This window comes from Leptolyngbya sp. 7M, from assembly GCF_018128485.1.
In genome coordinates this window covers 6548226-6561406 of the sequence record NZ_CP070897.1, presented here as the reverse complement: position 1 = coordinate 6561406, position 13181 = coordinate 6548226, and the positions used below count along the sequence as shown (strand labels likewise).

The window sequence follows — 13181 nt, the reverse complement described above, 5'->3', positions numbered from 1 at the left end:
TTCGGTAAGGTTTGATTTATCTGCTCCAGCGGAGCAGGAGATTCGAGGTAGAAGGGGTGTGGATTGCTGTTAGAGTAAGTCTATAGAGGAGAACGGCAGTCGCTGCTTTTTTCCCATTTTGCTCACGCCATTCCTGAGTCCGAAACTGCAATAAATCCTGTGGACTTAAAACAGATTTTCAAAACCGCGAATCCCATTATTGGTGTTGTTCATTTACTGCCACTGCCCACCTCGCCACGCTGGGGAGGCAATCTCAAAGCTGTCATCGATCGAGCTGAGCAAGAAGCAACGGCTCTGGCATCGGGCGGCGTCGATGGCATCATTGTCGAGAATTTTTTTGATGCCCCCTTTCCCAAGGATGCGGTGGATCCAGCCGTGGTCAGCGCCATGAGTCTAGTAGTGCAGCGGTTAATGCATTTAGTCACCCTGCCAATTGGCATTAATGTCTTGCGCAACGATGCCCATAGTGCAATGGCGATTGCCAGCTGCGTCCAGGCTCAGTTTATCCGCGTTAATGTGGAGAATGGCGTAGTCGCCAAGTTCAGCCTGCAAGAAGAAGAAATGGCCGTGTTTGTACTGCAAGGTATCGAGTCGGGAGCGGGCTGTGGTTTACCGATTGCCCCAACCCAGGCCAAAGCCCTATTCAAGCGGACCGTAGACTACTGGCAGCGCTGGCTGTCTCAGTGTACCTACAAAGGCCGTTGGCGCGAAATTGTCGAGCGTTCTGCCCTGGTACTCAAACTGCTGACCTATGAGCCAACCGGAGCAATTGTGGCGGCTCCCACCTGTAGCTTACCGGAATTGATCGGCGGCGAACGCAACTGGGACTATCGCTATACCTGGATTCGTGATGCCTCCTTTACGGTTTATGGCCTTTTGCGAATTGGCTTTACCGAAGAAGCAGCTCAGTTCATGACTTGGTTAGAGAGCCGCTGTCGCGAGCCAAATCCCGATGGTTCTCTGCAAATCATGTACGGCATTGACGGACGCCACCAGCTCACCGAGGAAATGCTTGATCACCTGGAGGGCTATCAAGGTTCATCACCGGTACGGATCGGCAATGGTGCCTACAACCAATTGCAGCTCGATATCTATGGCGAATTAATGGACTCGGTCTATCTCTACAACAAGTATGGACAGCCAATTTCCTATGATTTGTGGACGCATCTGCAAAAGTTGATTGATTGGGTCTGCGATAACTGGCAGCGGCGAGACGAAGGGGTTTGGGAAGTGCGGGGTGGGCAACAGCATTTTGTCTACTCGAAGTTAATGTGTTGGGTAGCACTGGATCGGGGGATTCGGTTAGCCGACAAACGCTCGTTTCCGGCCGATCGCAATCGCTGGTTAACGGTGCGCAATCAAATCTACGAAGAGATTATGGAAAAAGGCTGGAGCGAAACTCGGCAAGCTTTTGTGCAACACTACGACACCGAATCCCTAGACGCCAGCAGCTTGATTATGTCATTAGTCTTTTTCATGTCGCCCACCGATCCGCGCATGTTAGCGACCCTCGATGCGATTAATCGCTCACCCCAAAAAGGTGGCCTGGTCTCCAACAGTTTGGTCTACCGATACAACACCGAACAATCGCCCGATGGCTTGAAAGGTCATGAAGGAACCTTCAACATGTGTACATTCTGGCTGGTGGAAGCCTTGGCGCGGGCAGGCCGAACATCTGCTCAAAATCAAGTATTGGGAATCGGAACGGGAAAGGTGCTTGCGAACGTGGAAAGTAGAGGTAAGAAACTTTCGCTTGCAAATTGAAGAACAACTGGAAGCTAGTCCAAGTTTGCGATCATTTTTGCAGGAAATTTTTGTCAAACAATACAGAAATGGCAGAAAGCTCTTTCTCACAGCTAGCGATTTGGATGCCAAACTGATTCCTGAAACACCCGATTTTACGCTAGAGCAAGCCCTAGATGAAGACTGGCTTCCCTAGAAATCTGACTTAGTCTAGGAGGACTCAAGATGAATTCTGAGGTGAAGATGAATTTGGCAGCGCTATACGACACAGACTATCAACTTTGGTTGGAGCAGACTGTCGCACAGTTGAAAGCACAGGATTTTAACAATCTGGATTTAGACAACTTAATCGAGGAGATCGAAAGCTTGGGAAAAAGCGATAAACGAGCGATTTCCAGCTATCTAATGCGGCTATGTGAACATTTCCTCAAACTTGGTTATTGGGAATCAGAACGAGAAACCTGCTTCAGAGGTTGGAAATTAGAAGTGGCAAACTTCCGCCTGCAAATTCAGGCCATCCTTCGGGACAGCCCCAGCCTCAAAACCTACCTGCATGATCACTTTTTACGCGAATACCGCAATGGTAGAAAGCTTTTCCTGAATGCGAGTGAACTGGATGCCAAGCTAATTCCAGCAGAACCTTGGTTTACTTTAGAGCAAGCCCTAGATGAAGACTGGCTGCCGTGGCAGCCCGAATCGGTTAAGGAGGACTCAAGGTGAATTCTGAGGTGAAGATGAATTTGGCAGCACTATACGACAGAGACTATCAACTTTGGTTGGAGCAGATTGTCGCACAGTTAAAAGCGCAGGATTTTAACAATCTGGATTTAGACAACTTAATCGAGGAGATCGAAAGCTTGGGGAAAAGTGATAGACGGGCGATTTCCAGCTACCTGTTACGCCTGTGTGAACATCTTCTCAAGATTAAGTATTGGGAATCAGAACGAGAGCGATGTTTTAGAGGCTGGGTGCTGGAAATCAATAACTTTCGGTCAGAAATTGAGTTGATTCTGCAAGATAGTCCTAGCCTAAAACCCTTTCTGGCTGAGAATTTTCCATCTGCTTATCGAAAAGCCACCTGTGTACGGGTTCCCGTACTGCGTGCCCACTCGGAAGCAATTAACCTGGAGTTTGCGACTCCATTCAGCGTGGCCCAAGCGCGGGAAATTCTGTCTCGAGCGCCAGGTGTGAAGCTAGTGGAAAACTGGCAAGCTAACTATTTCCCAATGCCCATTGAGGCGAGCGGTCAAGACGAAGTGCTAGTGGGTCGAATTCGCCAAGACTTGTCTAATCCTAATGCTCTAGAACTGTGGCTAAGTGGCGATCAAATTCGCAAAGGTGCGGCCCTAAATGCTGTACAAATCGCTGAGCTGCTGGATACTAAGGATTTAGTTCGTCCAGCGATAGCAGCCGCAGTGGCCCAGTGAGCTGATTGTTGCTCACAATCAGTAAACCTGGCAATCAAGCCTATAGTGGTTAGTTACATGTATTGGTCAGCTACATGATCGCGGTTTCAAGGAGATGAAGCCTGATCCATCAATGGATCCATTGCCAAGGCGAATTAAGCCAGATTGGATGGCGACTCTTTCTAGTTTCGTCTTAAGCATTTATACTTAACCTAAAGGCTGAATCAGACTCGAAACTTCGTTAGCTTCTAGTCCCCCCTAAATCAGGAGCCAGTAAAGCGTGACAACCTTTGGACGCATTATGACTGCCATGATTACACCATTCCGAGAGGATGGCAGTGTCAACTACGAAGTTGCGGAATCGTTGGCAGTTCATCTTGCCCAGCACGGTACAGACACGTTAGTCGTTTGCGGTACTACTGGCGAGTCTCCCACCCTAAGTTGGGACGAGGAATACCAGCTTTTCCAGGTTGTACAACGGGCCGTAGCCGGTCAAGCCAAAGTGGTAGCAGGCACCGGTTCTAACTCAACAGCTGAGGCAATTTCTGCCACTCAGAAGGCTGATAAGCTAGGATTAGATGGAACTCTACAGGTAGTTCCTTACTACAACAAGCCACCGCAAGAAGGGCTGTATCGCCACTTTCGAGCCATTGCTGAAGCTAGCCCAGACTTGCCGATGATTCTGTACAATGTGCCAGGACGGACGAGTCAGAATTTATTACCAGAGACGGTAAGTCGATTAGCAGAAATTTCAAATATTGTGGCCGTTAAGGAGGCAAGTGGGAATCTTGATCAAGTCAGTCAAATTCGCCGTTCAACACCTTCAATATTTACAATCTGGAGGGCGTGCGGGCCGTTGTATCGGCAGCAGAGGCTGTGCAAAGTCCGGCGATGCTGCAAATCCATCCTAGTTCGTTGAAGTATGGCGGTTCTCCACTCGTGTCGCTCTGCTTAGAGGCCGCTCGATCTGCTACCGTGCCGATATCGGTTCATCTCGATCACAGTACCTCTGCTGAAGCAATTCGGTTTGCACTAGAAGCAGGTATGAACTCGATTATGGCCGATGGTTCCCATTTGCCCTATGCCGAAAATTTAAGCTTCACTCGTGAAATGACCCAGTTAGCTCATCGTTACGGTGCCGTAGTCGAAGCGGAGATTGGCCGCATTAGCGGTACTGAGGATGGCTTATCAGTTGCCGAAAAAGAAGCCAAAATGACCGATCCGGTACAGGCTGGGGAATTTGTCCGCGCAACTCAAGTCGATGCCTTAGCAGTCACAATTGGGAATGTGCATGGAGAATACCGTAGCGAACCCAGATTGGATTTTGATCGCTTAATCCGGATCGGTGAAACCGTTGGTAAGGATATGCTGCTGGTGCTGCACGGTGCGTCTGGTCTACCTGCCGCCATGATTAGCCGCTCGATTCAGCTTGGGGTCTGCAAGTTCAACGTCAATACCGAAGTGCGACAAGCCTATATGCACACCCTGCAATCGGATATCTGTAATGCTCGCAAAGCTGATTTACTGCCTTGCATGGAACAGTCAATTGCTGCCATGCAACAGGTCGTGATCGAAAAAATGCAGTTATTTGGGTCAGGCAATAAAGCGCATTTGCATCAAACTCCCTATGCCCAGATATTGACAAATACTGTCCGGTAAGATTTTGCATCTCCTAGAATTGAGATAGCGCAGCATTGTAGTCAGCAGAGATAACCTGCTTGTGTGAATTTGTGCGAGCGTTCTATGAGCGCATTTAGTTTACCGCTGCTGAAGCAAGCCGGTAGTGTGGAGGATTGGAATTGACCTCATTTGATGCTTTTGATGCTAAACAGGCCGAACAACCAAACGAACGCCCTGATGCCAATCAACCAACCAATCAACCAACCAATCAATCAACCAACCAACCAGCCAACCAACCAGAGCAGCCAACCGCCAACAATCCCTTTCCTGAATTGACTGACGAGGCGGATTTATACGAGCTGCTGGCGCTCTGCTGGCGATCGGGGCACTGCACCCCGATCCACGACCACCGCGGCGTGAGCTGCGCCTTCCGGGTGATCCACGGCACGGGCACCGAGATCCGCTTCCAGATGACGCCCAGCGGCATGGTCTGCCCCGTGCAGACAAACGCCATGGCCCCGGGCTACGTCTGCGCCGCGGAGGACGACGACATCCACCAGGTCGCCAACATGCAGGCCCCGGGCGAGGACCTGGTCACGCTCCACATCTACAGCCCGCCCATCTCGAAGATGCACACGTACACGTTCTGCGTCAGCGACGGCGCCGACACCGGCAAGTACGAGTGCTGAGCCCGCGCCGCCCCCCTCACACGCCGTAGACCGCCCTCGCCCGCGCCTCCAGATGCCTCATGAGCGGGTCGGCCTCCAGCGGGCGGCCGGTGAGCATCTTGCACAGGTCCCCCGCACGGTACCGCCGCCCGTGGGCGTGGATGTTGGTGTTGAGCCACCCCTTGAGCGCCGCGAACGACCCGGCCCGGATCTGCGCCTCAAGGTCGGTGATCTGCCCACGGATCGTCTCCCAGAACTGCGCCGCGTACAGGTTCCCGAGCGTGTACGTCGGGAAGTACCCGATGAGCCCGAAGCTCCAGTGCACGTCCTGCAGGCACCCGCGCTTGTCGTCGGGAACCTCGATCCCCAGGTAGTCCTTGAACCGCCGGTTCCACTCCCCGGGAAGGTCGCGCACCTTCAGCGAGCCCGAGACCAGCGCGCGCTCAAGCTCGAACCGCAGCATCACGTGCAGGTTGTACGTGGCCTCGTCGGCCTCCACACGGATGTGGCTCGGGCTCACGATGTTCACCGCCCGGAAAAGATCCACCGGCGTGTACCGCTCCAGCCCGGAGCCCATCACCCGCTGGGCGTGGGGAAGGGCCCACTCCCAGAACGCCAGGCTCCGCCCCACCAGATTCTCCCACATCCGGCTCTGGCTCTCGTGGATCCCCAGCGAGATGTCGTCGGCCAGCGGCGTGCCGTAGAACTCGCCCATCTTGGGCAGCCCCTGCTCGTACAGGCCGTGCCCGGCCTCGTGCATCGTGCCGTAGAGCGCGTCGGTGAACTTCTCGTCGCGGTACCGCGTCGTCAGGCGCGTGTCACCCGGGGCCATCCCGTTTCCGAGCGGTTGGTCTTCATTTGCTCTTTTGCTTTGGCAGCGCTCTTCTTTAGCGCATCCAGACGAGCTTCGTACTTTCTCCGCTGCTTTTTCTTCGGTGTTTGCTCGATCAGCACCTTCAGGGCACTGCCCAAACTCTTGTAGGCGTTGGGCAAGGTATAACCAAACCGAGTCGCCAGAGCAATCGCCTTTTCATCGGCCTCGATTGCCTCGCGCAGGGTTTTCTCACCGTTGTTGCGCTGATACAGCCGCCAGCCTGACACACCGCAGAGCAGTAGGGCCAACATCAGCAGCAGCCCATCCTGCACCCACAACTCGCCCACAGCGCCACCCAGACCAATGGCTAGCGCCGCCATCTCCCAACCGTCGCGGGGAATCGTATCGAGCTGAATCCGGCCAACCTCATGCCAAAACAGCAGATTCCGCTGGTCGAGAGCCAACTGGTCCCATTTAGCTAGATCCACCTGAACCTCGACCTGATCGCGGCCAATTTCTTCGCAGGTAATCAGGGGTGGGTTCACGGCTGTGGATGCTTCAATCGTGACCCAGCTCTTCAATTCAGGCGGAAGGAGACTTTTCAGTCGCCGCAGTTCGCTTAAGTCGGCGCGGGCAGTAGTAGCGTAGGAGGTCATAGACACTCAGGCAATAGATGAATAAATAAAAAAGATACCGTTACATGAAGTATAGCGATTCTAACGGATCGCCTACCGCAACGGGGGCAAAATTAATCTTCCTGACTAAGCAATGCTGCCCCGCTTGCGAGCCTCTTTATAGGATGTGCCAATATTTCTTAAGCCAGCCCGAATCATCTGCTGCTCTAGCAAAGCAAAAAACCTAGCTCGATCAGCTCCCCGTACCACAGCCTGATTGTGCGCCTCGGCCAGCGCCACCGGATAGCCATACCCTTTCTGCACCTGGGTGAGGGTCAAACTCAAGGCGGTATCGAGCAGTTCGGCATCCTCCGCCACCCAAGCCGGAAATTCAACGCGGGCAATTTCCGCTCCCATATGGACATAGCAGAAATAAACATGGTGGTCGCCATAGCCTTCCAGGATTTTGGCCGAACTGCGCCAAATCGCCCCCCGCTGACCGGGTTCCAGCACCAGCCCCCAGAGGGCCGTATCCCGCAGTGGCGAGAATACCTGACAGCCAGCGAACCGATGGCACTATCCTTGGTCAGCCAAGCCACAACGGTTCACCTCTGCATCGATCCTGCTACCCGCCAGCGCATTCCCCTGCCTGCGCAACTAGAGTACTGGCTAGCAACGATCCCATCGAATCCTGACATTCCGAATTCCTAAGCTTGGGGCTAGGTATGATCCATAGAGATGTAGAGCGAATCATCCTTGATTCAGCAACGCTAATCGGCTCAAACTAGAAAAGATTAATAGACTTTTGGCATTCCCATATAACCTGGTTTATGATCAACATCCTGAGGCAGCGAGTTGTAGATTTCATGAGTGATTTAATGAATGATTTCATCAGTCTAGTTGCCCGGTTTGCTACGAGTGACTGCTGGTTTCGTTGCCGCCGCTTAGTTTTCACCCTATTCCACCCTAAGAAATTGTTAACGCTCGTTTGGCCTGCCCGTTTGTCCTTTAGATCTGTTGCCTTGGAGAAATAGCCTGTGAGTCCAGAAACCCTTGTGCAAACTCCCGTCTCCGTACCTCTCCAATTTACGACAGCGGATTTCGATCGCTATGTCATGTCTACCTATGCCCGCTTCCCGATTACCCTAGAGCGCGGTGAGGGTTGCCGCGTATGGGATAGCGAAGGCCGAGAATACCTCGATTTTGTAGCTGGAATTGCTACCTGCACGCTCGGTCATGCCCATCCGGTGATGGTGGAGGCAGTACATCAGCAGATTCAAACCTTGCACCATGTCTCGAATCTGTACTACAACCAGCCCCAGGGCGAACTGGCCCAATGGCTCGTCGAGCATTCCTGCGCCGATCGGGTGTTTTTCTGCAATTCCGGTGCCGAAGCCAACGAAGGAGCGATCAAGCTGGCTCGCAAGTACGCCCACACGGTGTTGGGAATCAGCGATCCGGTGATTATTACGGCCCACGCCAGTTTTCATGGCCGCACTCTCGCTACAATCACTGCCACGGGTCAACCCAAGTACCAGAAGAACTTTGATCCGCTGATGCCTGGGTTCTACTACGTGCCCTACAACGATATTGCCGCCATTGAGCAAGCGGTGGCCCTGTTAGACAGCAGTGAGCGGCAGGTGTGTGCAATTCTGCTAGAGGCTCTGCAAGGCGAAGGCGGCGTTCGTCCCGGCGATCAAGCCTACTTCCAGAGAGTTTTGTCGCTGGTTGCAGCAACAGCGTCAAGCCCTGATTTTGATGCTCTCCTCTCGCAGCACTGAAGCTGATATTGTTACCGGGTTGCGGGCCGGTGCAGACGACTATCTCACCAAACCTTTTGGGATTCAAGAATTTTTGGCCCGGGTCGAAGCTTTGACGCGGCGTAGCCGCACCTTTGCGGTTCCGGCAGTGTTGGACTACGGCGATCTGAAGATTGACCTAGTGCAGCGACGAGTCCGCTTCAAGAACGAGTTGATAGACCTGACGCCGCAGGAATTTAGTTTGCTCTAGGCTCTAGCTCAAGCGGGCGGAGTACCCCTCAGTCGCTCAGAGTTGCTGCGCAAGGCATGGCCCGACGAGATCGACAACCATCGAACTGTGGACACTCATGTATTATCGCTCCGCAAGAAAATCGAAATGGATCCCCGTCAGCCCAACTTGATCCAAACAGTGCGCAATGTGGGCTACCGCTTCAATGTAGAAATGGTGGATACGACCCATCGGAATGAGCCAGCCAATTCGGCGCGGCTGAATTCTCGAAAACCCCCGATACATCCATTGACCAGAGTGGCAGAAAACTAGCCTAGATCAACTAGATCAAAAAGTTTTTGCCGCTCTGGGAATGGAACACAAATAGCTGATTGGACTTTAACCGGAGCGGCAATTGATCGCCAACTCGGATGATTTGATCAGTGGCAGCCCAAAACTGAAGCGTCGTCGATGCATCGGTCAGCAGGCTAGCTCGCACTAACTTCTCGCGTCCCAAAGGTTCGATCAGTGTGGCTGTCACAATCAGATCTGCACTAGCTGGATCCGTGAGGTGGATATGCTCAGGCCGAATTCCTAGATTGATGGTCCAGTCGCTGGATGGCAGTTCCGGTTCAGTTGCCGAATCTAGTTTAAATTGCAGTTGCTTTTGGAGATCCACAGGGCAGGGTAGGTGGTTAGATCCCACCAGAAAGGCCGTACCGTCGTATCGAGCGGGCAGAATATTCATTGGCGGACTGCCAAAAAACGTGGCTACCATTTGATTCACAGGCTGGGCATAGAGGGTTTGCGGATCGCTGATCTGCTGGATCTTGCCCTGATTGAGCACCACGATTTGGTCCGCCAGCGTCATGGCTTCTACCTGGTCATGGGTGACATTTGGCCGATCATCATCAACACTGGCGTTGGCGTGCAGAATATTCCGCAAGACTACAACAACGTGGCTAAGGTGCTGCAACTCTCTAAACCGAAGTACTTTGTTAAGGTGTTGCTGCCCGCTACCGTGCCCTATATTTTTACCGGTCTGAAGATTGCGATTGGTTTGTCTTGGTTGGCTATTGTTGCGGCTGAAATGTTAACGGGCGGTGTTGGCATTGGATTCTTTATCTGGGATGCCTACAATAGCGGCGCAATTAGCGAAGTGATTCTAGCGATTCTATACGTTGGTTTGGTTGGTCTTTTACTTGATAAGTTGGTCACGTTCATCGGCAAACTCGTACTTCCGGAAGACTAGAAGTTAGAACAGCTTCGATTCACTGCTGCATCGCTCTGCAATTTATACGTACTTCACACCTCATCCCAACCTATGACTGCCTTTGTTGTTATTGATCACGTCGATCAGGTTTTCCCACTGCCCAACGGCCAATCCTATATTGCGCTCAAAAATATCAATCTGGAAATTCAAAAGGGCGAGTTCGTCAGCCTGTTGGGTCATTCGGGCTGCGGTAAATCAACCCTGCTCAATATCATTGCGGGTCTGGCCCAACCTGCCACTGGTGGTGTGCTGCTAGAAGGACGACAGGTAACCAAACCCGGCCCTGATCGCATGGTGGTGTTCCAAAACTATTCACTGCTGCCCTGGCTGACGGTGCGCCAAAATATTGCCTTGGCCGTCGATGAAGTAATGAAACACCTGCCCGCTCAGGAACGGCGCGATATTGTGGAACAGCATATCGACATGGTGAAGCTGCGCCAAGCGGCGGATAAAACCCCTGGCAAGCTGTCGGGCGGGATGAAACAGCGCGTTTCGATTGCCCGGGCGCTGGCGATTCGGCCCAAGCTGCTGTTGCTGGATGAACCGTTTGGGGCGCTGGATGCCCTCACCCGCAGCGGCTTGCAGGATCAGCTGATGCAGATTGCCCAGGAGCACCACCTCACCTGCATTATGGTGACGCACGATGTAGACGAAGCCCTGCTGCTGTCGGATCGGATCGTCATGCTCACCAATGGTCCCGAATCCTATATCGGCCAAATCATTGACGTGCCGTTTGAGCGCCCGCGAGAGCGCATGGCGGTGGTCAACCATCCCAACGCGCGGTGCGCTTCACCAGCCCCGTGCCGGTGCGGGACATCGCCGGGTTCTATTTTGCCAAGGCCGCGCGCGCGGGCCTCGTGCCGCGTCATCGCGCCGCTGGCGACCAGCACCGGATCGAGGGCGGTCGCGGAGCGATCCGGTTCGCGGTCCATCTCCGCCCGCATCCTTCCGGCGCGAGCGAAGTCGACCTGGTCGTGGTCACTGGGTGAAGGTGATCGAGCGAGTCTAGGCGTCGCTCAGCCCGACGCCGATGCTTGCGCGCGGCTGGTCCATCTCGGTGCTGGCGACCGGATAGGCGCAATAGTCCGCCGCGTAGAAGGCCGATGGGCGATGGTTGCCCGACAGGCCGATGCCGCCGAACGGCGCCTTCGACGATGCACCGTTAGTGGGCCGGTTCCAGTTGATCACGCCCGCGCGAACATTGGCCCAAAAGCGGTTGTAATCCTGCGGGCTTCCCCCGATCAGCGAAGCCGATAACCCGAAGCGGGTCCGGTTCGCCTCGGCGATCCCGGCATCGAGGTCCGGCACGCGCACCACCTGGAGCAGCGGCCCGAACAGCTCGACGTCGGGCCGCTCGGCCATCGCGGTGATATCGATGATGGCGGGCGACAGGAACGGCAGGGTGTCGTCGCGCCGGGTCATGTGGCGGATCGCCTTGCCGCCGTGCGACAACAGGTAGAGGAAGCTCTCGACCAGTTGGTCCGCCGCCTCGTTGTCGATCACCGGGCCCATGAAGGGGGCGGGATCGGCGAACGGCTCGCCATAGATCAGCCGTGCCGCCAGCGCCTTCACCTCGGCCATCAGGGGATCGTACATCGTGTCCTTCACGATCAGCCGCCGTGCCGCGGTGCAACGCTGCCCTGCGCTCGTGAAGGCGGACTGGACGATAATGGCGGCGGCATCGGAAACTTTCGGGGTATCAACGACAACGATGGGATTGTTGCCACCCATTTCGAGCGCGACGATCTTGCCCGGATTGGTCGCGAGCTTCTTGTTGATGGCAATCCCGACCCGGGCCGAGCCGGTGAACAGCACCCCGTCGACGCCGGGATGCGCGACCAGGTCCTGCCCTTCCTGCGGGCCGCCGACCAGCAACTGCACCACCGCGGGGGGAACTCCGGCACGGTGGAAACAGGCGACCAGCATCTCGGCCCCACGCAGGGGCACTGCCCCTGCACCCCGTTCAAACTCAAGAAAGGATGGCTGTAGGTGAATCTTGTTCCTGCATTGCGATCGCTCTACGAGAAGCTGCTATGCCTGACGGCAGGCTATCTCAACACCTCTAAAACCGCTAGATCTAAGCATTCTTTTAAGCAAGAAGATTGGCAGGGAAGTTAAACGTTATAAATATAGTGCTTCAGCCGAACTATGATGTCGCCAATTCAACTCACAGATGCTCAGATCGAGCAATTTCGACAGGACGGATTTTTAGTCTTTGAAAAATTGATTGATGCTGCTTTGGTGGCTCGGTTGGTAGACAGGATTGATCCCCTGTTTGCTGGCCAGTTCGAGACGGGCATCTATCCCGATGAATGGTATTGGCGACCGGGTTTGAGCTTGTTGGACGTGACGCGAGAAATGTGCAACGTCTGGAAATGCGACCGCCGGATGGCGAGCGTGGTACTTTCAGCTGAAATTGGCCGGATTAGCGCCTTGTTAGGTGGATGGCGGGGAGCCAGAATTGGCCAGGACAGCCTTTGGTTCAAACCTCCCGGCGGCAAAGAAGTAGCGCTGCATCAAGATGCCACCTACATCAGCTACATCGACCCGCCCGAAATGGTTACCTGTTGGCTTGCCTTAGACGATACGAGCGCCAATGCAGGCACAATCGAGTATGTGCGCGGTTCCCATCGCTGGGGATTGGTGACAGAAATCGGTGAGTTTCATGCACCTGCCCAAGACTACCGCTCTACCATGCAGCGAGCAGCGCAACAGGCAGGCATCGAGACACCAGAAATTGTGCAAGTCGAGATTCCAGCAGGCGGCTGCGTATTTCATCACGGCTGGATGTGGCACGGATCCGGCAAAAATACCTGCTCCGACAAAGTTCGCCGCAGTATTGGCATTCACACCTTGTCTGCCGATGCTCAGTTTTGCTCCACCAATGTGGGATACATCTACGGACGCTACAAGCGCATTGGTGAAACCACAATGGATGAAAGTTTTTTTCCCATTCTCTGGACCCAAGACGGATACCGCACGCCCTTCCTAAATGACTATTGTCGAGATGCTCTAGTTGATGCGAATCGAGAAACAGTGACTGTATAAACAGTAGAACAATACTAGAACAATACT

At 53.9% G+C, this 13181-nt stretch carries 18 protein-coding genes and 2 pseudogenes; 14 read left to right on the top strand and 6 right to left on the bottom strand.

Annotated features, from left to right (window positions below; genetic code table 11):
- Nucleotides 1-159 precede the first annotated feature (159 nt).
- The 7 genes from JVX88_RS35240 (at nucleotide 160) to JVX88_RS35205 (ending at nucleotide 5458) form a co-directional block, all read left to right on the top strand.
- The gene (locus JVX88_RS35240; protein WP_211623598.1) at nucleotides 160-1764 is read left to right on the top strand and encodes a BtpA/SgcQ family protein; all 1605 of its coding nucleotides are present in this window, start codon (nucleotides 160-162) and stop codon (nucleotides 1762-1764) included.
- Nucleotides 1718-1939 carry a DUF29 domain-containing protein gene (locus JVX88_RS40110; RefSeq protein ID WP_263975407.1) on the top strand — a complete coding sequence of 74 codons (222 nt, stop codon included), beginning with the start codon at nucleotides 1718-1720 and terminating at the stop codon, nucleotides 1937-1939. The genes JVX88_RS35240 and JVX88_RS40110 overlap by 47 nt, the downstream gene beginning before the upstream one ends.
- 29 nt (nucleotides 1940-1968) lie before the next feature.
- On the top strand, nucleotides 1969-2463 hold the full coding sequence (locus tag JVX88_RS35235) for a DUF29 domain-containing protein (RefSeq protein ID WP_211623590.1): 495 nt from the start codon (nucleotides 1969-1971) through the stop codon (nucleotides 2461-2463).
- Nucleotides 2460-3170 carry a DUF29 family protein gene (locus tag JVX88_RS43675; RefSeq protein WP_317134568.1) on the top strand — a complete coding sequence of 237 codons (711 nt, stop codon included), beginning with the start codon at nucleotides 2460-2462 and terminating at the stop codon, nucleotides 3168-3170. The genes JVX88_RS35235 and JVX88_RS43675 overlap by 4 nt, the downstream gene beginning before the upstream one ends.
- A 259-nt stretch (nucleotides 3171-3429) precedes the next feature.
- Nucleotides 3430-4068 (top strand): 4-hydroxy-tetrahydrodipicolinate synthase, encoded by a 639-nt coding sequence (dapA, locus tag JVX88_RS35220; protein WP_317134567.1) that lies wholly within the window; start codon nucleotides 3430-3432, stop codon nucleotides 4066-4068.
- Entirely contained in the window at nucleotides 3996-4808 is an 813-nt protein-coding gene (locus tag JVX88_RS35215; RefSeq protein WP_263975406.1) for a ketose-bisphosphate aldolase, read from the top strand. The genes dapA and JVX88_RS35215 overlap by 73 nt, the downstream gene beginning before the upstream one ends.
- A gap of 140 nt (nucleotides 4809-4948) precedes the next feature.
- Entirely contained in the window at nucleotides 4949-5458 is a 510-nt protein-coding gene (locus JVX88_RS35205; RefSeq protein ID WP_263975405.1) for a hypothetical protein, read from the top strand.
- 16 nt (nucleotides 5459-5474) lie between these two features.
- Here the strand turns inward: JVX88_RS35205 and JVX88_RS35200 are convergent, their stop codons facing one another.
- The 3 genes and pseudogenes from JVX88_RS35200 to JVX88_RS35190 form a co-directional block, all read right to left on the bottom strand.
- Nucleotides 5475-6269 (bottom strand): hypothetical protein, encoded by a 795-nt coding sequence (locus JVX88_RS35200; protein WP_410503745.1) that lies wholly within the window; start codon nucleotides 6267-6269, stop codon nucleotides 5475-5477.
- Nucleotides 6245-6907, bottom strand: coding sequence for a DUF3318 domain-containing protein (locus tag JVX88_RS35195; RefSeq protein ID WP_211623578.1), 663 nt, complete (start codon nucleotides 6905-6907; stop codon nucleotides 6245-6247). Before JVX88_RS35195 ends, JVX88_RS35200 begins: the two co-directional genes overlap by 25 nt.
- Before the next feature lie 105 nt (nucleotides 6908-7012).
- Nucleotides 7013-7420: pseudogene (locus JVX88_RS35190) on the bottom strand (DNA double-strand break repair nuclease NurA); the annotation flags it as partial.
- Between the two features lie 482 nt (nucleotides 7421-7902).
- Between JVX88_RS35190 and JVX88_RS35185 the strand changes: the two are divergent.
- The 3 genes from JVX88_RS35185 to JVX88_RS43665 are packed head-to-tail and all read left to right on the top strand — an operon-like array spanning nucleotide 7903 to nucleotide 9166.
- Nucleotides 7903-8646 (top strand): aminotransferase class III-fold pyridoxal phosphate-dependent enzyme, encoded by a 744-nt coding sequence (locus JVX88_RS35185; protein WP_317134566.1) that lies wholly within the window; start codon nucleotides 7903-7905, stop codon nucleotides 8644-8646.
- Entirely contained in the window at nucleotides 8624-8875 is a 252-nt protein-coding gene (locus tag JVX88_RS43670; RefSeq protein ID WP_317134565.1) for a hypothetical protein, read from the top strand. The genes JVX88_RS35185 and JVX88_RS43670 overlap by 23 nt, the downstream gene beginning before the upstream one ends.
- 42 nt (nucleotides 8876-8917) lie before the next feature.
- Complete coding sequence (locus JVX88_RS43665) at nucleotides 8918-9166, top strand: helix-turn-helix domain-containing protein (RefSeq protein ID WP_317134564.1); 249 nt, start codon at nucleotides 8918-8920, stop codon at nucleotides 9164-9166.
- 10 nt (nucleotides 9167-9176) lie between these two features.
- Here the strand turns inward: JVX88_RS43665 and JVX88_RS35175 are convergent, their stop codons facing one another.
- Nucleotides 9177-9704 carry a TOBE domain-containing protein gene (locus tag JVX88_RS35175; protein WP_211623576.1) on the bottom strand — a complete coding sequence of 176 codons (528 nt, stop codon included), beginning with the start codon at nucleotides 9702-9704 and terminating at the stop codon, nucleotides 9177-9179.
- Here JVX88_RS35175 and JVX88_RS35170 point away from each other — a divergent pair.
- A complete protein-coding gene (locus JVX88_RS35170; protein ID WP_317134563.1) occupies nucleotides 9687-10085 on the top strand; it encodes an ABC transporter permease subunit in 399 nt (132 codons plus the stop codon). The two genes, JVX88_RS35175 and JVX88_RS35170, sit on opposite strands and share 18 nt — an antisense overlap.
- A 60-nt stretch (nucleotides 10086-10145) precedes the next feature.
- On the opposite strand, the gene JVX88_RS43660 is transcribed toward JVX88_RS35170, so the two are convergent.
- A complete protein-coding gene (locus JVX88_RS43660) occupies nucleotides 10146-10286 on the bottom strand; it encodes a hypothetical protein (protein WP_317134695.1) in 141 nt (46 codons plus the stop codon).
- Between JVX88_RS43660 and JVX88_RS35165 the strand changes: the two are divergent.
- Together JVX88_RS35165 and JVX88_RS35160 are read left to right on the top strand one after the other, a co-directional pair.
- Nucleotides 10278-10823, top strand: a pseudogene (locus JVX88_RS35165) (nitrate ABC transporter ATP-binding protein); the annotation flags it as partial. The gene JVX88_RS43660 and the pseudogene JVX88_RS35165 overlap by 9 nt on opposite strands.
- 65 nt (nucleotides 10824-10888) lie before the next feature.
- Nucleotides 10889-11095, top strand: a complete 207-nt coding sequence (locus tag JVX88_RS35160) for a hypothetical protein (protein WP_211629122.1) — start codon at nucleotides 10889-10891, stop codon at nucleotides 11093-11095.
- 16 nt (nucleotides 11096-11111) lie between these two features.
- Here JVX88_RS35160 and JVX88_RS35155 read toward each other — a convergent pair whose 3' ends face one another.
- Nucleotides 11112-12032, bottom strand: a complete 921-nt coding sequence (locus tag JVX88_RS35155; RefSeq protein ID WP_211623573.1) for an aldehyde dehydrogenase family protein — start codon at nucleotides 12030-12032, stop codon at nucleotides 11112-11114.
- A 222-nt stretch (nucleotides 12033-12254) separates the two neighbouring features.
- Between JVX88_RS35155 and JVX88_RS35150 the strand changes: the two genes are divergently transcribed.
- Nucleotides 12255-13154, top strand: coding sequence for a phytanoyl-CoA dioxygenase family protein (locus JVX88_RS35150; protein WP_211623571.1), 900 nt, complete (start codon nucleotides 12255-12257; stop codon nucleotides 13152-13154).
- Nucleotides 13155-13181: the final 27 nt, after the last annotated feature.

Bases quoted from the DNA above. Each gene is read 5' to 3' on its own strand.
- JVX88_RS35235 (WP_211623590.1), top strand. From the start codon at position 1,969: ATGAATTCTGAGGTGAAGATGAATTTGGCAGCGCTATACGACACAGAC.
- JVX88_RS35195 (WP_211623578.1), bottom strand. From the start codon at position 6,907: ATGACCTCCTACGCTACTACTGCCCGCGCCGACTTAAGCGAACTGCGG.
- JVX88_RS43660 (WP_317134695.1), bottom strand. From the start codon at position 10,286: ATGACCCAACAGGCTGACGAACTCGCCCTTTTGAATTTCCAGATTGAT.
- JVX88_RS35150 (WP_211623571.1), top strand. From the start codon at position 12,255: ATGATGTCGCCAATTCAACTCACAGATGCTCAGATCGAGCAATTTCGA.
- JVX88_RS35155 (WP_211623573.1), bottom strand. From the start codon at position 12,032: ATGCTGGTCGCCTGTTTCCACCGTGCCGGAGTTCCCCCCGCGGTGGTG.
- JVX88_RS43670 (WP_317134565.1), top strand. From the start codon at position 8,624: ATGCTCTCCTCTCGCAGCACTGAAGCTGATATTGTTACCGGGTTGCGG.
- JVX88_RS35200 (WP_410503745.1), bottom strand. From the start codon at position 6,269: ATGGCCCCGGGTGACACGCGCCTGACGACGCGGTACCGCGACGAGAAG.
- JVX88_RS35175 (WP_211623576.1), bottom strand. From the start codon at position 9,704: ATGACGCTGGCGGACCAAATCGTGGTGCTCAATCAGGGCAAGATCCAG.